Here is a 16950-nt window from a genome sequence, read left to right as displayed (position 1 = left end):
CACTCCTTCTCCGGATCCGGTTCTCGATGCGCGGGGTCAGCCGGCCCGGCGCAGGCTCGACGCGTCCGCCAGCTCGGAGGCGGCCAGCGCGGTCCCGGTGGGCTCGGGGTCGAACAGGCCGAGCGGCAGGCGCACCACCGTGGAGCGCGGCGGCACCGCGTGGCGCACGGCCGTGCGGATCGGGGCGGGGCGGGGCGCGGGATCGGCAGCGGCGCCGGCCCGGCCGTCGAGGGGCAGGGTCACGGACACCGCGGTGCCGGCCCCCGGCGCGCTCTCGATCCGGATCGCGCCGCCGTGCAGCCCGACGAGGCCCTGCACCACCGAGAGCCCGAGCCCGGTGCCCTCGTGGGCCCGCTTGTAGCCGCCGAGCCCGGCCTGGAAGAACGGGGTGCCGAGCCGCGGCAGGTCGGCCTCGGCGACGCCCGACCCGGTATCGGCGACGGTGATCTCCAGGTCGTCGAGGCCGCGGCGCAGGGAGACCTCGACCCGGCCGCCCGCGGGGGTGAACTTCACGGCGTTCGAGATCAGGTTGATCAGCACCTGCCGGCAGGCGCGCGGGTCGGCGGTGATCTCGACAGGGCCGCGGACGTCCGCGGACAGGGCGATCCCGGCGGCCTGAGCCTTCAGGGTCATCAGGTCGCAGCAGGTGCGCACCAGCGCGGCGGCGTCGAGGGATTCCGGCTCGTAGTCGAAGTTACCGCTCTGGATCCGGCTCATGTCGAGCAGGGTGTTCACGACGCCGAGCAGGTGGTGGCCCGACTGGCCGATGATGACGGCGTATTCCCGGGCCCGCTCCGGCCCGAGGGCGATCGCCCCCTCCCCGGCCAGCACCTCGGAGAAGCCGATGATCGCGTTGAGCGGCGTGCGCAGCTCGTGCGTGACGTTGGCGAGGAACCGGCCCTTGATCGCGTCGGCGCGCTCGGCCTCCGCGCGGGCGGCCTCGAGCTCCTGGGCGTGGCGGTGGTGCTCGGTCATGTCGCGGGTCACGGCGACCACGGTCATCCCGGCGTCGCTGGGGCCGCGCTCGATGCGGTGGGCGCGCATCTCGGCGTGGATCAGCCGCGCCCCATCCGCCCGGCCGGCGGCGGGCTCGACGTGGAGCCGCAGCGGCAGGGTCGCGGGCTTGCCGGAGGCGGCGACATCGCTCACCGCCTTGAGGAAGGCCGGCCGGTCGGCGACGTGGACCCGCTCCAGCAGGCCGTGGCCGCGCAGGGCCGGCGCCTCGGCGCCGACGAGCTTGACCGCGGAGGCGGACGCTTCCAGCACCCGGCCGTTGCGGTCGTGCCACGTCACGAGGTCGTCGATCGCCGAGAGCAGGAGGCGGTCGCGGGCCTCGTTGTCGCGCAGCCGCTCGCGCCACGCGCCCTCGTTGCGCATGTGCTCCAGGGCCTGGGCGGCGACGTGGCCGATGGCGGTGAGCGCGAAGACGGGCAGCGCGACCGAGTGCGAGAGGTCGATGACCGGCCCGGCCCCGCCCCAGGTCCCGCCCAGGATCACCGCGAGTACGCCGAGCACGGCCAGCGCCGAGGCGGCGGCGGTGGCCCGCCACGAGCCCGAGACCAGCGCCTCCAGGGGGATCGCCACCAGCCAGACCGCCGCGGGCGAGGAGGCGCCGCCGGTGAGCCCGGCGAGGCAGACGACGAGGCCGGTGAGCCCGGCCGACGAGACCGCGTGCGCGACCCACAGCGAGCCGGTGCGCGCCAGCAGCACCGCCGCGAGGATCGGCAGCAGGAGGCTCGCGATCGCCAGCGCCTCGATCGTCGAGGGTACGCCGCGCCACAGCAGGTAGGGCGGCAGGACCGCCATCATTACCGCGCCGGTGGCGAGCCGTGACACCAGGAAGCGCTCGTGGCGGAACCGGACCGCCGCGTCGTCGGCCACGGATTCGTGAACGAGTCCGGCGAGGCGGTCGTCGAGCAGAGCGGTCAAGATATTCTTAATACGCAAGACTCACACGCGCCGCGAAGGATGCTTGTCAGGCTCCGTCGCGCCCTCGGCTCGACTTCGAACGACTTCCGGACGGTCGCAGAGCGCGCTTAAACGAGTGTTGCGGGACTTCGCCGACCGGCCGGGATGCTTTCCGCAAGGTAACCGCCGGGGCCGCCGCGCCGTCCGGCGCATCGCCCGGGCGGGCGTTCACCATCGCGACCGAAAGCCCGGCGCGGTTGACGCGCGCTTCACGGACTCCGCCGGATTCTCCCGACCGTGATCCGTCAGACCGAGAGCCGCCGATGACGTTCCTGCTGCGCGCCGCGCTGGTGATCGGCGCCCTCTCCTACCTCGCGCTGCTGCGGGGCGGCGCCGATCCGGCGGCCGAGGCGAAGCGGCTCGCCGAAGCGCTGCCCGGGCCGGCCGCCGCGATCCCGGCGGTGGCGAAGGCGGTCCCGCCGGAGACCCGCGAACGGGTGGTGCGCGATGTCCTCGCCCGCGGGCTGATGGCCGAGCTGAGCCGCCGGGCCGGCGAGGCCGAGCCCGCCTCCGCCGACACCCTGGACGCGGCCGATCGCCAGCCGGCGTGGCGCGGCGTGGAGGCGCGCTGAGGCGGGACGCCGACCCGCGACCCGGTCGAGGCGGCGTGATCGCGGGTGCGTCCGGGGCGCGGAGGCCGGAACGGGTCAGACGGCGTCACCGCCGGTGCGGCGGGGGCGGACGGGCTGGGCGGGGCGCTGCGGCAGCGCCCGCTCGGCACCCTGCCGCAGCCGGGCCTCGGGGCCGTGGTAGGGCTGGTGTCCGTCGACCGCCCGCTCGGCGAGGGGCCGGTCCAGGATCGCGGCGACGAGATCCCGGGCGGCGGGCCGGCTCACGGTGCGGAACAGCCGCACGAGGCCGGCGACCCGCTCGGCGGAGCGCGCCACGCCCTGGTTGAGGGTGAGGAAGATGTAGACCGCCTCCTCCTCGTGCAGGCCGGCGGCGCGCAGGCCGAGCGTCAGCAGGTCGTAGCGGGCGCCGGGGTCGGGCATCGCCGCGAGGAACTCGTGGGGCAGCCCGAGCCCGTCGGCGAGCGCCGCGACGAAGCCGGGCACGTCGTGGGCGGACGACAGGGCGGTCAGGGCCTCGCCGAGGCCCCGGGGCGGCGGCGGGCAGGGCCGCAGGGCGGCGGTGGCCTCCACCGTCCGGCCGATCGCCTCGCGGCGGATCGGATCGGCGTGGAGGTAGAGGGGCGCGAGGTCGGCGGCCGAGAGATCGGGCCGGACCAGCAGCGCGCGGGCGAGGTCGACCGCCCCGCGCCCGCGGCCGACGAGCTGGGCGAGCGCCGTCCCGCGCAGGGTGATGCCGAGGTTGCCGGCGAGCGCCCGGTCGACCTCCGGCAGTCCGTCCCGGGCCAGCTCCTCCACGGCCTCGCGGTGGAGGCCGGGGCGCGCGGCGAGCCGGGCGGCGAGACCGTCCCCGGCAGCGAGCGCCGCCTCGATCAGGGCCGGGCCGAGGTTGGGCGCCCCGGCGACCACCGCCGCGCGCGCCTGCCCGCCGCGGGCGGCCAGCGCCTCCAGCACGGCGGGGGGCGTCTCGGGGAACGGCGCCAGCTTCTCGGCGACGATGCGGGCGGTGTCGTCGTCCACGGTGGGGATCAGGCCGCAGGCCAGCGACTCGAAGATCTCGCTCTCGGCCCGGTCGCGGCTCGCGGCCCGCAGGAACAGGTCGGTCTGCACCCGCAGGATCACGGGCTTGAGATCGAGATGCTCGATGCGCGACAGTTCGATGAGCCCGGACAAGTCCGGCGGAGCGTCGACGGAAGGGGGCATGCGGATCGGTTTACGCGGGAGTACCGTTAGCCGAACCTAACCGGGACTGCGTGAATCGACCTTTAAGCCGCCCGGGTTGCGGCCGTGCCGTCCTGCGCCAAGCCGGGACGCGCCGATGCGGATCGCGTCCTGTCGGGACTTCGGGAGCCCCTGGAGCACGTCACGACCGCCGAGCCGAACACTTCCGTTCTCCGCGCGCGCACCATAAGCTCGCTCGCGAAAAATGGGTTTCCCGATGATGAGCGCCCCCGATAGCGGCTCACAGGAGAGACGTCGCTGCGTGGATTGCCGCCCTCAGGCACCAGCCCACCCGCCGCCGGGGCTTGCCGTCCGGGGCCGGCGAGCAGGCCGTCGGAGCGCGCGAAGGGCGGCCAAAGCCTCTGGGATCCGAAAGGCGGTGAGTGGCGATGGCACCCCGGTGACCGGTGGCACAATCCGCATTGGGACCACAATGCCCATGACGGCCCGAACTCGCCCTGGGTGAACATACCGGCCGGGGGCCTGCCACCGGTCAAGCCATGATCCGAGGTCGAACATGCTCCATATTGGCTTCGCGGAATTCGCCGATCCGACACTTCTGTTTGCCGGAAAACACAAGGATCTGCTGTGGCTGGCCCATAAGATCGGATCGCGGGAGGCGACCGACTTCGGCGAGCACGCGGAGACTTTGCTGCACAACGTCGCTGTGAAAATTCTAGACCAAGATCAGAACAGCTCGCTTGCGTTCCGCAATGGCATTGTCGAGATCAGTCTTTCGTCATATCAGTCACACGAATATATGGAAAAGATTGTCAATCTTGTTAAATATAATAAGCCAGGACATGTATATATAGATCCAGATATCAATGAATTAGGATATCAGATTGTCATATCTTTATCAGAATACGATACGCAGAATGTATTTTCCGATCCACCCCACGGCCAACGATGGCGAATGATCTCCGGAATGTAGCGCCGACAAGAGGGCGAGGGTCCTCCATGCTCTCGGTCACGGGCCGAAGGAGACCGGGGGATCAATCGACGGCGAGGCGGTAGCCGACGCCGCGCACCGTCTGGAGGAAGAGCGGGTTGGCGGGATCGACCTCGGTCTTGCGGCGCAGGCGGTTGATCTGGACGTCGACGGTGCGCTCGGCCGCCGCGCCGCCGGGGCCGGCGAGCTGCTCGCGCTCGACGTTGGCGCCGCCCGCGCTCGCCAGGACCGTCAGGATCTCGCGCTCGCGCTCGGTGATGCGGATCACCTCGTCGTCGCGGCGCAGCTCGCCGCGGTCGATGCGGAACGTGAACGGCCCGAAGGTCACGGCCTCGGGGCCGGCCTCGCGGCGCCGGCCGCCGCCGCGGTTGATGATGTTGGTCAGCCGCAGGGTCAGCTCCCGCGGCTCGAACGGCTTGGGCAGGTAGTCGTCGGCGCCGATCTCCAGGCCCAGCACCCGGTCGTTCGGGTTCGAGCGGGCGGTGAGCATCAGGATCGGCACCCGCGAGGTCTCGCGCACGCTGCGGGCGTAGTCGAAGCCGTTCTCGCCCGGCATCATCACGTCGAGCACCAGGGCGTCGAAGACGAGGCTCTGGGACTTGGCCCGGGCCTCCGCGGCGCTCGCCGCGGCGGTGACGCGAAACCCCTGGTCGGCGAGGTAGCGGGCGAGCAGTTCGCGCAGGCGGCGGTCGTCGTCGACGACGAGGACGTGGGGCGCCTCGTCGGGCAGCTCGGCGGGGGGCGCCATCAGGCCCCGCCCCCCCGGCGCGCCATCAGCCGGCGCACCGCCGCGCGGTCCTCCGGCTCGATCATCGCCATCAGGAAGTCCTTCGGGGTGCCGGCGACCGAGGGCGTCGCGAGCGCCCGGGCGAGCCGCCGGGCCTGGACGCGGGTGAGGTCGGCGGCGAGCGCGGCGCCCGAGGCGGTGCAGGTCAGGAGGCGCTGGCGCCGGTCGCTGACCCCCGGGCGCTGGGCGACGTAGCCCTGATCGATCAGGTCTTTCAGCACCCGGTTGAGGCTCTGCTTGGTGATGCGCAGGATGTCGAGCAGCTCGGCGATGGTCAGACCGGGGTAGCGGTCGACGAAGTGCAGCACCCGGTGGTGGGCCCGGCCGAACCCGTAGGCGGCCAGGATCCGGTCGGGATCGCCGACGAAGTCGCGGTAGGCGAAGAACAGGAGCTCGATCAGGTCGTCGCTGCGGGGGTCGCCCGCCGGATCCGGCGGCGCGGGCCGGACGCGGACCGGCTCGACGGAACCGGGCTTCAGAGATCCGGTCTCGAAGGCGCTGGACTCGAAGGCGCTGGACTTGGCCGGAGGCACCGGGCGGGCGAGACCGTCGCGCGGGGCTGAACTTGTCACGTCGGGACCGTCCCCGGTCGGACCGGCACGCAACTGTGGCCGGCGCGGCCGAGATGTCTCAGCCCGGCCGGGGCCCGTCAACCCCGGCCCCGGCGCGGGCCGCGCGTCCGGGTTGCACGACCGGGATCTCGTCTACCGTCGGAAGACGGGCCGGCGCCGGAACGGGGGAGGCGCGGGCTCATCCGTCAGAACAGCCCGTCGATCTGCCCGTTGGCGTCGAGGCGGATCGAGTCGGCGGCCGGCACCCGGGGCAGGCCCGGCATGGTCATGATCTCCCCGCAGATCGCCACGATGAAGCCGGCGCCGGCCGACAGGCGCACGTCGCGCACGCCGACCACGTGGCCCTCGGGGGCGCCCATCAGGCCCGGGTCGGTGGAGAACGAGTACTGCGTCTTGGCCATGCAGATCGGAAGGTTCCCGTAGCCCTCCTTCTCGAACTCGACGAGCTTTCCTTGCGCCTTCGCCTCGATCTGGATGTCGGCCGCGCCGTAGAGGCCGGTGGCGATCGCCCGGATCTTGTCGGCGAGCGGCGCCTCGGTCTCGTAGGCGTAGCGGATCGCCGCCGGGCCGGCCTCGGCGAGCTTGACCACGGCGCGGGCCAGTTCCTCGGCGCCGGCCCCGCCCTCCGCCCAGTGGCGGCAGGTGATCGCCTCGACGTCGAGGTGCTGGCGGCACAGCTCCTTGAGCCGGGCGTGCTCGGCGTCGGTGTCGGCGTGGAAGTGGTTGACGGCGACCACCACCGGCAGCCCGAACCGGCGCAGGTTGCCCACGTGCCGGGCGAGGTTGGCGAACCCCTTCTCCAGCGCCGCGACGTTCTCGGCACCGAGCCCCTTCTTGTCGACGCCGCCATGCATCTTGAGCGCGCGGACGGTGGCCACGACCACGACCGCGGCGGGCGCGAGCCCGGCCTGACGGCACTTGATGTCGAGGAACTTCTCCGCCCCGAGATCGGCGCCGAAGCCCGCTTCCGTCACCGTGAAGTCGGCGAGCCGCAGGCCGGCGCGGGTGGCGATCACCGAGTTGCAGCCGTGGGCGATGTTGGCGAACGGGCCGCCGTGGATCAGGGCCGGGTTGCCCTCCAGCGTCTGCACGAGGTTCGGCTGGAGCGCGTCCTTGAGGAGCACGGTCATCGCCCCCGTGGCCTTCACGTCCTTGAGGGTGACGAGCTTGCGGTCGCGGGTCTCGGCGATCACGATCCGGCCGAGGCGCTCCTCCAGATCCTCCAGGTTCTTGGAGAGGCAGAACACCGCCATCACCTCGGAGGCGACGGTGATGTCGAACCCGTCCTCGCGCGGGAAGCCGTTGGCGACGCCGCCGAGCGACTGGTTGATGTGGCGCAGGGCCCGGTCGTTCATGTCGACGACGCGGCGCCAGAAGATGCGGCGCACGTCGATGTTCAGCGCGTTCGCCCAGTAGACGTGGTTGTCGATTAGGGCCGCCGCGAGGCTGTGCGCCGCGGTGATGGCGTGGAAGTCGCCGGTGAAGTGCAGGTTGATCTGCTCCATCGGCACGACCTGCGCCTTGCCGCCGCCCGCGGCACCGCCCTTCATGCCGAAGCAGGGGCCGAGCGAGGGCTCGCGCAGGCAGATCATGGTCTTCTGCCCGATGCGGTTCAGGGCGTCGCCGAGACCGACCGTGGTGGTGGTCTTGCCCTCGCCCGCCGGCGTCGGCGAGATCGCGGTGACGAGGACGAGCTTGCCCTCCGGCCGCGCGTCGAGCCCGGCGATGTAGCCGTGGTCGAGCTTGGCGATGTGCTTGCCGTAATTGTGCAGCGCCTCGTCGGGGATGCCGAGCCTCTCGGCGACCTGCGCGATCGGCCTCAGGGTCGCGGCGCGGGCGATCTCGATGTCGGACGGCATGGTTTCCTCCCTGGCTCGCGGGCGCGGAGGCCCGGCCGCCGGCCTTCGCCGTGCGGTGTCCGCGGGTACCGACGCGGCGGCGAGGCCGCCCGGCGCGAACCGCGGCGGCACTCTGCGTCAAAGCGGGGGGAATTGCCCGTCGAATTTTCTCAGCCGGCCGACAAAAAGGACTTGTCGGAGAGAATGCGTCGCCACGCCCTCTCCTCCCCCTTGCGGGGAGGAGCCGGAGGTGGGGGTGGTTCAGAACGGATCGCCGAGCCTCATCCGGCACCACAACCACCCCTCCACACAAGGGGAAGGGGAAACCCTCAGCCCCCCGACTTCTTCGCCTTGTCGGCGGCGCCGGGCGCCTCGTGCGGCTGGGGCGCGCCCTTGGGCAGTTCCGGGTTCTCGGCCGAGTGGGGCGCGGCCACCGGCGCGGGCGGGTTCTCGGCGGTGGCGGTCGGCTTCTCGGTGTCCGGCAGGCCGTTCTTGAGCTTCTCGTTGATCTGCTCGAGGTCGTCGGGCTCGGGGTTCAGGTCCTTGGCGTGCTGCCACTGGAACTTGCCTTCGAGCCGCCGGCCGGCGCGCCAGTAGGCGTCGCCGAGGTGGTCGTTGATGGTCGGGTCGCCGGGCTTCAGCTCGACCGCCTTCTCCAGCTCGCGCACCGCGTCGTCCCAGCGGCCGAGGCGGTAATAGGCCCAGCCGAGGCTGTCGACGATCATGCCGTCCCGCGGGCTCGCGTCGGCGGCCTGCTGGAGGAGCTTGAACGCCTCCTCGATGTTGATCTTCTGGTCGACCCAGGAATAGCCGAGGTAGTTCAGCACCTGCGCCTTGGCCGCCGGCTGGTTCGGCGGCACCAGGGAGAGAGCCTTCTTCAGGTCGGCCTCGGCCTTCGGCCACTGCTTGGCCCGCTCGTAGGCGGTGCCGCGGAAGTAGAAGGTCGTCCAGTAATTGGACAACGGCCGGTTGCCGATCAGGTCGATCGCTCGCGTGTAGGTGGCGGCGGCCTCGTCGTACTTCTTGCGGGCGCGCTGGACGTTGCCGAGGGCGGTGATCACGTCGATGTCGTCGGGATGCGCCTTCATCGCCGCGTCGAGATGGGCGAGCGCCTCGTCGCCCTTGCCCATCTGCTCCAGGTTGAGGCCGATCTGGATGTCGGAGTTGAGCTTGAGCGGCGAGGCGGCCGGAATCTGGGCGTAGGCCTCGTTGGCCCGCTCGGGCTGCTTCATCCGGTCGAGGGTGTCGGCGAGCGTCAGCCGGGCGAGCGCGTGGTCGGGGGCGAGGTAGAGGGCGAGCCGCAGGTAGATCACCGCCGGCAGCTCGTCCCCCTGCGTCGAGCCGGCGGAGCCGAGCCCGTAGAGCACCTCGGCGGCGCCTTCCTGCGCGTTGGTGATGAGCCGGGTGAGCGGCTTGCCCGCCTTCAGCTTCTCCAGGGCGTCGCGCACCAGCGGGTGGCGGGGCGAGAGCTGGTCGAAGTCGGAATAGGCCTGGATCGCGAGGTCGGTGCGGCCGAGGCTCGCCTCCAGGCGGGCGTAGGCGTCGACGATCCGCAGGGTGTTCTTGTCGGCGTCGTAGGCGGCCTTCAGGCGCCGCTCGGCCTCGGCGTTGTCGCCGGTCACCGAGGCGATCAGCCCGGCGTGGTAGTCGCGGAAGGTGTTGTAGTAGCGCTCGCCCCGCAGGCGGTTGACCGTCTCCAGCGCCTTCTTGCCGTCGCCCGCGCCGGCAAAGGCCCAGGCGGTGAGCAGCGTCGCGGTGAGGTCGTTGGCCGCCCCGCGGCCGCTGCGCCCGAAGTTCTGGCGGGCGGCGGCCCACTGGCCGGCCTTGATCTGGCGCACGCCGAGGGCGAGGTTGGCCAGCCCGTTGGTGGGATCGCGCGCGACGAGCTTCTCCGCCGCGCGGAACGCGTCCGGCAGGGCCCCGTCGGCGAGCAGCGAGATGAAGGCGCGCTCGACCAACTCGGCGTTGCGCGGGTCGGCCTTGACCGCCTCCCGGTAGAAGGTCGCGGCCGCGGCCGTGTCGCGGGCGGCGCCGGCGATGTAGGCGGAGAGGAAGTTGCCCTCCAGCGACTCCGCCGGCTCGTAGTCGGTCGCCGGGCTCGATTCCTTCGGCTGCGCGGCGCGGGCGCCCGAGACGAGGAGGTCGGGGACTTGGCCGACGGCGAGCAGCAGGGCGAGCGCCGAGGCGGTCCGGCGGGCGCGTGTCTTGATCATGAACCGATCGCGGCTCCTGGGCGCCCCCTCGACGAGGCCGGGCGCCGAAAACGGGCGGGTCTAAAAAACGCTGGGGACACTGGACCCATCCCGCCAGCACCGCAAGGCGAAAGGATGGCGCGCGACTCACGCCCGGCGGCCCGGCTCCCGGGGTGCGGCCCTCGACCGCGCTCCCCGACGGCCGCGACGGCGATCCGGGGCTCAGGCCCGCCGGGGCTCAGGCCTGGAACGACAACGAGGCGCGGGTGCCGCTCCCGCCCGTCCCGTAGACCAGGGCGGTGCGCAGGTTCGCCGCCATCGCCTTGACGATGCGCGAGCCGAGCCCGGTGCCGCGGGGCCGGCCCTCGCCGGACCAGCCGACGCCGTCGTCCTCCACCGCGAGTTCCAGGAGGTCGGGCTCCTGCCGCCGCAGCGCGACCCGGATCTCCCCCGACGCGTCCGCCGGGTAGGCGTACTTGTAGGCGTTGGTGACGAGTTCGGTGACCACGACGCCCACCGACACCGCCTTGTCGGTGGCGAGCCGCACCGGCACGGCGTCGAGACGGATCGCGTGGTCGCGGCCCGCAGCCTTCATCGCCGCCTGCAACTCCTCGACGAGGCTGGCGAGGTAGGCGTCGAGTTCCACCGCCTCGACATCCTCCGAGGTGTAGAGCCGCCGGTGGATGCCGGCGATGGCCGAGATGCGCGCCTGCATCTCCTCCAGCGCCGCCTTGGCGGCGGGGTCGGACACGGCGCTGGTCTGCATGTGCGCCAGCGCGGCGACCAGCGCGAGCGAGTTCGCGACCCGGTGGTTGACCTCGCGCAGCAGCAGCTCGGCCCGGTCGCGGGCGGCGCGCACGGCGGCCTCGGCCCGCTCCTTGTCGCGCCGCAGGGCCTCCGCCCGCAGGGCGGTGCCGACCGCCTCGGCCAGCAGTTCGCGGAACTGGCCCTGCACGTCCTTCCACACGTAGTCGACCGCGCCGGCCTTGAGCGCCGCCACCGCGACGCGGCTGTCGTCGGATCCGGTGACGTAGACGACGGGGGGCGCGTCGGGCAGCGCCCGGATCGCCGGCAGCAGGTCGAGCCCGGTCCGGCCGGGCATGTGGTGGTCGAGGGCCACGAGGTCGATGCCGCCCTGGGCGAGCCGCGCGAGGCCCCCCTCGCCGTCCGCCGCCGCCTCGACCGCGTACCCGCGCGCCGTCAGCGTCCGCTGCACGAGGCGGGCGAGGCCGGGATCGTCGTCGATGTAGAGGATGCGGGCGGCGGCCGGGGAGCCCTCCGCGCCGGGGGCGGTGCCGGTCATGAGCGGGTCAGTCGTGGGGCGGTCGTCATGGGATGGCGATCATGGGATGGTGGTCATCGGGTTGGTGACCACGAGTTGGTGATCATGGGTTCTCGGGCACCTGCATGACCGAGAAGAACAGCCCGAGCTGGCGGATCGCGTTGGCGAAGCCCTCGTAGTTCACCGGCTTGGTCACGTAGACGTTGGCGCCGAGGTCGTAGCAGCGCTGGATCTCGCGGGCGTCGTCGGTGGTGGTGAGCACCACCACGGGCGAGCGCTTGGTGTGCGGGTTGGCCTTGACCCGCTCCAGGATGTCGATGCCAGTCATGTCCGGCAGGTTGAGGTCGAGCAGGATCAGCAGGTGGCGGCGGGCGCTCGCCTCGCCCGTGCCGTCCGGCCCGAACAGGTAGTCCAGCGCCGAGGTGCCGTCGCGGAACGGCACGATGTCGTTGTTCACGCCCGCGCGGCGGATGTTGCGCTCGATGAGCCGGGCGTGGCCCTCGTCGTCCTCGATCATCACGATGCAGACGGGGTGCATGGCGGCCTCGCTCATTCCGCGGCGAGCCGCGTCGGCGCCTCGGTCGCGGTGCGACCTGTAGCCGCCCCGACCGGCAGCGTCACGCCGAAGGTGGCGCCGGCCCCGGGCTCGGAGGCGAGCTCGATCCGGCCGCCCAGCGCGCGCACCAGCGCCTTGACGTGGGCGAGCCCGATCCCCTCCCCCGGCTGGTCCTGGGTGCCCGCGCGGCGGAACAGCTCGAACACCCGGGCGTGGTCGCGCGGGGCGATGCCGCGGCCGTTGTCGGCGACCTCGAAGCGGACGCGCCCCGTGCCCGCCGGCCGGGCGGTGACGGTGACCTGCCCCGGCCGGTCGGGGTCGAGGTACTTCACGGCGTTGTCGAGGAGGTTGCCGAACACCTGCTCGACCGCCAGCCGGTCGGCCACGATCGTCGGCAGGTCGGGGGCGATCGTGACCACCGCCCGGCGCGCCTCGGTCTGGTGGCGCTGGGCGTCGGCGAGGCCCCGCAGCAGGGCGGTCATGTCGAGGGGACGCGGGTCGAAGGTCCGCCGCCCCTCGCGGGACAGCTTCAGGATGGCGGCGATCAGGCCCTCCATCCGGTTCACCGCGGCCCGGATGAAGCCCAGCGCCTCGGTGAAGTCGGCATCGATGCGCTCCGCCTGCGGCTGGCCGGCGAGCGCCGCCCGCACGTCCTCCCGCGTCGCCTCCAGCTCGCTCGTGAAGCCCATCACGTTGACGAGCGGCGCCCGCAGGTCGTGGCTGACGATGTAGGCGTAGCGCTGGATCTCCTCGTTCGATTCGCGCAGCTCGGCCTCGGCCTCGCGCTGCTCGGTGATGTCGGTGTGCACGCCGACCCACTCGCGGATCGCGCCGTCCGGGGCGAGCACGGGCACCGCGCGGATCGCGTAGTGCCGGTAGCCGCCCTCGCGCGACCGCACGCGGTGCTCGAACACGAAGGTTTTCCGCGCCGCGACCGTGGCGTTCCAGGCCGCGACGCTGGCCGCGGCATCGTCGGGGTGCACCGCGTCGGCCCAGCCGAAGCCCTGGTACTCGTCCCGGGTCTGTCCGGTGATCGCCGCCCAGCCGGGCTGGTCGCCGACCATCCGCCCCTCCGGATCGTTGGTCCAGAGCACGCCGCGCACGGCGGCGACGGCGGCGCGGAAGCGCCCCTCGCTGGCGCGCAGCTCCGCCTGGACCCGCTGCTGGTCGATCGAGCCGGCGAGCATGCCGAGGAACAGGATCAGGAAGGTCGCCCCGGCCACGCCGAGGGCGAGGTTCTGCTGGCCGGCGCCGAGCGCCGCGGTGTGGGCGGCGTGGGCGCCCGCCTCCTCCGCGGTGATCGTCGCCGCCGCCATGCCGGTGTAGTGCATGCCGGCCACCGCGAGGCCCATGACGCAGGCGGCGGCGAGCTTCTGCGCGACGCTGGTCTGGCGGACGGTCAGCCACAGGGCGGCGGTGGCGGCGGTGACCGCGATGGCCACCGACAGGAGCACGATGGGCGCGCTGAAGGCGAGGTCGCCGGGGACCTGCATCGCGGCCATGCCGGTGTAGTGCATCAGGGCGACGCCGAGCCCCATCACCGGGCCGGCCACGAGCAGGGCGCGGGTGCCGGAGCCGGGCCGGCTCACCCAGGCGAAGGCGGCGCCGGTGACGCCCACCGCGATCAGCAGCGACAGGAGGGTGAGGCCGGAATCGTAGGCGGCGGGCAGGCCCATCTCGAAGGCGAGCATGCCCACGAAGTGCATCGCCCAGATGCCGCCGCCCATCGCCACCGCGGCGGCCGCGACCCAGGCCCAGCGCGGCCCCGACCCGCCCGCGCGGCCGCGGGCGCCGAGGTCCAGCGCCGTGTAGGAGGCGAACACCGCCACCGCGATCGAGAGGGCCACGAGGGCGGGATTGTAGCCGGTGTGGACCATGCGCGATCGCGGGCAGCGGTCCCCGCCGGGCGACGGTGCCGTCGCCGCGGCGCGTCCCGCGGGGAGACGAGGGTTGCGGAGTGCAGGAAGTCCCGCGCCGCGCGGGTCTCCGCCGACGTGCTGACGGCGGTTTCGGGCGAATTGGCGACCGGATCGCGGCGACCCGCGGACCGGGCCGCGTTCGGCGCCGCCGCCCCTACAGGACGAGCTTCATCCCCTCGTGGCTCGCGGCGAAGCCGAGGCGGGCGTAGAAGCGCTGCGCGTCCCGGCGGGTCTTGCTGGTGGCGAGCTGGACCATGCCGCAGCCCCGGTCGCGGCAGATCTCGACGGCGAAGCGGATCATCCGCTCCCCGATCCCGCGGCCCCGCTCGGAGCTCGCCACGCGCACGCTCTCGATCTGGCCGCGCCGCATGCCGCGGTGCGACAGGCCGGGGACGACGGTGATCTGGAGGCAGCCGATCACCGCGCCGCCCCGGTCGGCGACGACGAGGAGCTGGTTGGGGTCGGCCTCGATCGCGGCGAAGGCCGCCGCGTAGCGCGGGTCGAGCGGGTCGCCCGCATCTTCGCGCGCGGCGCCGAGCGGGTCGTCCGCCAGCATGGCGACGATGGCCGGCAGATCGTCGGCGCGGGCGGGACGGAACACCGGGCCCGGATCGCCGTCCGCCCCCGGGCGGTCCGGCAGGGTGGCGTGCGATCCCGTGCGCGGGTCAGCCATCGGATCACCTCGGGAACCGCGCCCCGGGTGGGGGCGCACCGGCCGCGCCGACGGCGGGCCTCGGGGGGACCATACACGATCCCGGCGGCGGGCGATCGATCCCGGGCGAGGCGTCGCGCCGGCCTCCGCCGCCAGAGCGCCGAGCATGAGAATGAACGTTCATTGACATGAGAATGAACGTTCACTACAGTTTGGATCGTCGGTCGTGCGAGGGAGTGTTCCATGCTGGCGGATCGGTTCATGCACACGGTGCCCGGCGCGTGGCCCGCCCCGGCGGCGCAGGCCCCCGGCGCCCTGTCGGCCGCGGCTTTCCTCCGGGCGGTCTGCGCCCCGGCCAACCTCGTACTCGCCGCGGCGATCGTCGCCGGCTGGCTCGCGCTGATCGCCTGGACCGGCGCGGGCCCCGATTCGTGGCAGGCGCGGACCTGCGCCGGCCTCGACGGGTCGGTGCCGGCCTGCGGCGCCCTCCGCGCGCCCAAGGATCCGGTGAAGGATCCGAGCCGGGTCGCCCCGCACCTCGCCGGCGCGCGGGTCGCGTCGTGAGCGCGGCCGCCGGCACCGTCATCGACGCCCGGAGCGGCGCCGCGGCGCGGCGGGAGCACATCCTCGACGCCGCCGAGGCCTGCTTCGTGCGCAACGGCTTCCACCGCACCACCATGCAGGACCTCGCCCGCGAGGCGGCGATGAGCCCGGGCAACATCTACCGCTACTTCGAATCCAAGGAGGCGGTGGTCATCGGGCTGGCCGACCGCGAGTGGGCCCGCGGGGAGATCCTCGTCGAGGCCATGGAGCGGGCCGGCGACCGCCGGGGCGCCCTCTCCGGGGTGATCGAGCGCTACTTCACCCAGGCCACCCGCGCGGGCGCGATCCTGCGCCTCGATCTCTGGTGCGAGGCCACCCGCAACCCCGCCATCGCCGCCATCGTCCAGCAGGGCGAGGACGAGGCCCGCGCGTGGTTCACCGAGACGCTCGCGGCGCTCGCCGCGCCGGGCTGCGACGCCGCCGCGCTCTACGCGGCGCTCAACCCGCTGATGAAGGGGATCCTCGTGAACAAGGCCCTCGACGCCGGCTACGACGTCGGACCGGCGGTGGCCGAACTCCGCGCGCTGATCGAGGCGGGCCTGACCGGTCCCGCCGCCGGGGAGGCGGTCCGATGAGGCCCACGCGCACGGCCGCCGCGCCGGCGCTGCTGGCGCTGGGCCTCGCGCTGCCCGTCCCCGCTGCCGCGTCGCCCGCCCCTTCGTCCGCCTCTTCGCCCACCCCTTCGCACGCCGCCCTCGTCCCCGCGGTCAGCGTCGTAGAGGCGGCCCGGCGCGAGGTGGTGGAGAGCGTCGTCGTCACCGGCACGCTGGTGCCCCGCGACGAGATCCTGGTGACGCCGGAGATCGACGGCTACCGGATCACCGAGGTGCTGGTCGAGGAGGGCGCGCGGGTGGCGCGCGGGCAGGTGCTGGCGCGCCTGTCGCACGACCTGATCGACCGGCAGATCGCCCAGCAGGACGCGCTGCTCGACAAGGCCGCGGCGGCCGTGCCGCAGGCCCAGAGCAGCATCGAACAGGCCGAGGCCACCGAGACCGAGGCGCGCCTCGCCTTCGACCGCGCCCGCCAGCTCATGCAGACCGGCAACACCACGGCGGCGGTCATCGAGACCCGCACCTCCGCCCTGCGCCAGGCCGAGGGCCGGGTCGCCTTCGCCCGCAACGGGCTGGCGATCGCCAAGGCCGAACTCGCCCAGGCCCGGGCGGTGCGCGACGAGCTGTCCCTGCGGCTCGCCCGAACCGAGATCCGCGCGCCGGAGGCCGGAATCGTCAGCCGCCGCACGGCGCGGGTCGGGCTCACCGCCTCGGCCGCGGCCGAGCCGCTGTTCCGGCTGATCGCCCGCGGCGAGATCGAGCTGGAGGGCGAGGTGGTCGAGACCCGGCTGCCGCTGCTGCGCGAGGGCGCCCCGGCGGAGATCGAGATCGGCGACGGGCCGCGCGTCCAGGGCCGCGTCCGCGCGGTCTACCCGGAGGTCGACCGGGCGACCCGGCTCGGCAAGGTCCGCGTCCGCCTCGACGCCGACCCGCGCCTGCGCATCGGCACCTTCGCCCGCGGCACCGTCGAGCTGGCCCGGGTCCGCGGCGTGACCGTGCCGCAGGCCTCGGTGCTCTATGGCGCGACCGGCGGCACGACGCGCAGCAGCGTCCTCGTCGTCGCGGGCGACCGGGTCGAGGCGCGCGCGGTCCGCACGGGGCTCGCCGACGACGACGCGGTCGAGATCCGCGGCGGCCTCAGCGCCGGCGAGCGCATCGTGGCGCGGGCCGGCTCCTTCCTGCGCGACGGCGACCGGGTGCGCCCGGTGCTGGAGGCCCTGTCGCCGCCCGCGGTGGCGGCCGCGCCCGCCCCCGGCGACACCGCCGACGCCGCCGCGCCCTGAGCCGG

At 73.5% G+C, this 16950-nt stretch carries 15 protein-coding genes; 5 read left to right on the top strand and 10 right to left on the bottom strand.

The window, feature by feature from the left end; all coding sequences use genetic code 11:
• Positions 1-36 precede the first annotated feature (36 nt).
• Entirely contained in the window at positions 37-1947 is a 1911-nt protein-coding gene (locus Q8W71_RS03930) for a sensor histidine kinase (RefSeq protein WP_305524018.1), read from the bottom strand.
• A 284-nt stretch (positions 1948-2231) separates the two neighbouring features.
• Here Q8W71_RS03930 and Q8W71_RS03925 point away from each other — a divergent pair, with 284 nt between their 5' ends.
• Entirely contained in the window at positions 2232-2540 is a 309-nt protein-coding gene (locus tag Q8W71_RS03925; RefSeq protein WP_305524016.1) for a hypothetical protein, read from the top strand.
• A gap of 75 nt (positions 2541-2615) precedes the next feature.
• Here the strand turns inward: Q8W71_RS03925 and Q8W71_RS03920 are convergent, their stop codons facing one another.
• Positions 2616-3740 (bottom strand): hypothetical protein, encoded by a 1125-nt coding sequence (locus Q8W71_RS03920; RefSeq protein WP_305524015.1) that lies wholly within the window; start codon positions 3738-3740, stop codon positions 2616-2618.
• 535 nt (positions 3741-4275) lie between these two features.
• On the opposite strand from Q8W71_RS03920, the gene Q8W71_RS03915 reads away from it, so the two are divergent.
• Positions 4276-4692, top strand: coding sequence for a hypothetical protein (locus Q8W71_RS03915; protein ID WP_305524014.1), 417 nt, complete (start codon positions 4276-4278; stop codon positions 4690-4692).
• A gap of 61 nt (positions 4693-4753) precedes the next feature.
• On the opposite strand, the gene Q8W71_RS03910 is transcribed toward Q8W71_RS03915, so the two are convergent.
• The 8 genes from Q8W71_RS03910 to Q8W71_RS03875 all read right to left on the bottom strand — a co-directional run bounded on the left by Q8W71_RS03910 (position 4754) and on the right by Q8W71_RS03875 (position 14412).
• Positions 4754-5458 (bottom strand): response regulator, encoded by a 705-nt coding sequence (locus tag Q8W71_RS03910; RefSeq protein WP_305524013.1) that lies wholly within the window; start codon positions 5456-5458, stop codon positions 4754-4756.
• Positions 5458-5976: a MarR family winged helix-turn-helix transcriptional regulator gene (locus Q8W71_RS03905; protein ID WP_370875335.1), complete on the bottom strand. Its 519-nt coding sequence runs from the start codon at positions 5974-5976 to the stop codon at positions 5458-5460. Before Q8W71_RS03905 ends, Q8W71_RS03910 begins: the two co-directional genes overlap by 1 nt.
• Positions 5977-6254: 278 nt before the next feature.
• Positions 6255-7928 carry a formate--tetrahydrofolate ligase gene (locus Q8W71_RS03900; RefSeq protein WP_305524012.1) on the bottom strand — a complete coding sequence of 558 codons (1674 nt, stop codon included), beginning with the start codon at positions 7926-7928 and terminating at the stop codon, positions 6255-6257.
• A gap of 308 nt (positions 7929-8236) precedes the next feature.
• Positions 8237-10120 (bottom strand): tetratricopeptide repeat protein, encoded by a 1884-nt coding sequence (locus Q8W71_RS03895; protein WP_305524010.1) that lies wholly within the window; start codon positions 10118-10120, stop codon positions 8237-8239.
• A gap of 217 nt (positions 10121-10337) precedes the next feature.
• Positions 10338-11402, bottom strand: coding sequence for a sensor histidine kinase (locus tag Q8W71_RS03890; protein ID WP_305524009.1), 1065 nt, complete (start codon positions 11400-11402; stop codon positions 10338-10340).
• A gap of 82 nt (positions 11403-11484) precedes the next feature.
• Positions 11485-11919, bottom strand: coding sequence for a response regulator (locus Q8W71_RS03885; RefSeq protein WP_370875329.1), 435 nt, complete (start codon positions 11917-11919; stop codon positions 11485-11487).
• A gap of 11 nt (positions 11920-11930) precedes the next feature.
• Positions 11931-13814: an MHYT domain-containing protein gene (locus Q8W71_RS03880; RefSeq protein ID WP_305524007.1), complete on the bottom strand. Its 1884-nt coding sequence runs from the start codon at positions 13812-13814 to the stop codon at positions 11931-11933.
• A gap of 196 nt (positions 13815-14010) precedes the next feature.
• Positions 14011-14412, bottom strand: a complete 402-nt coding sequence (locus tag Q8W71_RS03875; protein ID WP_305524082.1) for a GNAT family N-acetyltransferase — start codon at positions 14410-14412, stop codon at positions 14011-14013.
• 339 nt (positions 14413-14751) lie between these two features.
• On the opposite strand from Q8W71_RS03875, the gene Q8W71_RS03870 reads away from it, so the two are divergent.
• From Q8W71_RS03870 to Q8W71_RS03860, 3 genes are read left to right on the top strand one after another with little or no spacing between them, the layout of a single operon-like run.
• Positions 14752-15072, top strand: a complete 321-nt coding sequence (locus tag Q8W71_RS03870; RefSeq protein ID WP_305524006.1) for a hypothetical protein — start codon at positions 14752-14754, stop codon at positions 15070-15072.
• Complete coding sequence (locus Q8W71_RS03865) at positions 15069-15686, top strand: TetR/AcrR family transcriptional regulator (RefSeq protein ID WP_305524005.1); 618 nt, start codon at positions 15069-15071, stop codon at positions 15684-15686. Before Q8W71_RS03870 ends, Q8W71_RS03865 begins: the two co-directional genes overlap by 4 nt.
• Positions 15683-16945 carry an efflux RND transporter periplasmic adaptor subunit gene (locus Q8W71_RS03860; protein ID WP_305524004.1) on the top strand — a complete coding sequence of 421 codons (1263 nt, stop codon included), beginning with the start codon at positions 15683-15685 and terminating at the stop codon, positions 16943-16945. Before Q8W71_RS03865 ends, Q8W71_RS03860 begins: the two co-directional genes overlap by 4 nt.
• The last annotated feature ends 5 nt before the right edge of the window (positions 16946-16950 follow it).

Source organism: Methylobacterium amylolyticum, from assembly GCF_030700245.1.
Taxonomy (GTDB): Bacteria; Pseudomonadota; Alphaproteobacteria; order Rhizobiales; family Beijerinckiaceae; genus Methylobacterium.
Note: the sequence above shows the minus strand (reverse complement) of the source record. Positions and strands in the feature narration are given on the sequence as shown.

Coding starts and splice junctions, on each gene's coding strand:
- Q8W71_RS03870 (WP_305524006.1), top strand. CDS start 14,752: ATGCTGGCGGATCGGTTCATGCACACGGTGCCCGGCGCGTGGCCCGCC.
- Q8W71_RS03885 (WP_370875329.1), bottom strand. CDS start 11,919: ATGCACCCCGTCTGCATCGTGATGATCGAGGACGACGAGGGCCACGCC.
- Q8W71_RS03915 (WP_305524014.1), top strand. CDS start 4,276: ATGCTCCATATTGGCTTCGCGGAATTCGCCGATCCGACACTTCTGTTT.
- Q8W71_RS03920 (WP_305524015.1), bottom strand. CDS start 3,740: ATGCCCCCTTCCGTCGACGCTCCGCCGGACTTGTCCGGGCTCATCGAA.
- Q8W71_RS03875 (WP_305524082.1), bottom strand. CDS start 14,412: ATGCTGGCGGACGACCCGCTCGGCGCCGCGCGCGAAGATGCGGGCGAC.
- Q8W71_RS03895 (WP_305524010.1), bottom strand. CDS start 10,120: ATGATCAAGACACGCGCCCGCCGGACCGCCTCGGCGCTCGCCCTGCTG.
- Q8W71_RS03925 (WP_305524016.1), top strand. CDS start 2,232: ATGACGTTCCTGCTGCGCGCCGCGCTGGTGATCGGCGCCCTCTCCTAC.
- Q8W71_RS03860 (WP_305524004.1), top strand. CDS start 15,683: ATGAGGCCCACGCGCACGGCCGCCGCGCCGGCGCTGCTGGCGCTGGGC.
- Q8W71_RS03890 (WP_305524009.1), bottom strand. CDS start 11,402: ATGACCGGCACCGCCCCCGGCGCGGAGGGCTCCCCGGCCGCCGCCCGC.
- Q8W71_RS03880 (WP_305524007.1), bottom strand. CDS start 13,814: ATGGTCCACACCGGCTACAATCCCGCCCTCGTGGCCCTCTCGATCGCG.
- Q8W71_RS03910 (WP_305524013.1), bottom strand. CDS start 5,458: ATGGCGCCCCCCGCCGAGCTGCCCGACGAGGCGCCCCACGTCCTCGTC.
- Q8W71_RS03900 (WP_305524012.1), bottom strand. CDS start 7,928: ATGCCGTCCGACATCGAGATCGCCCGCGCCGCGACCCTGAGGCCGATC.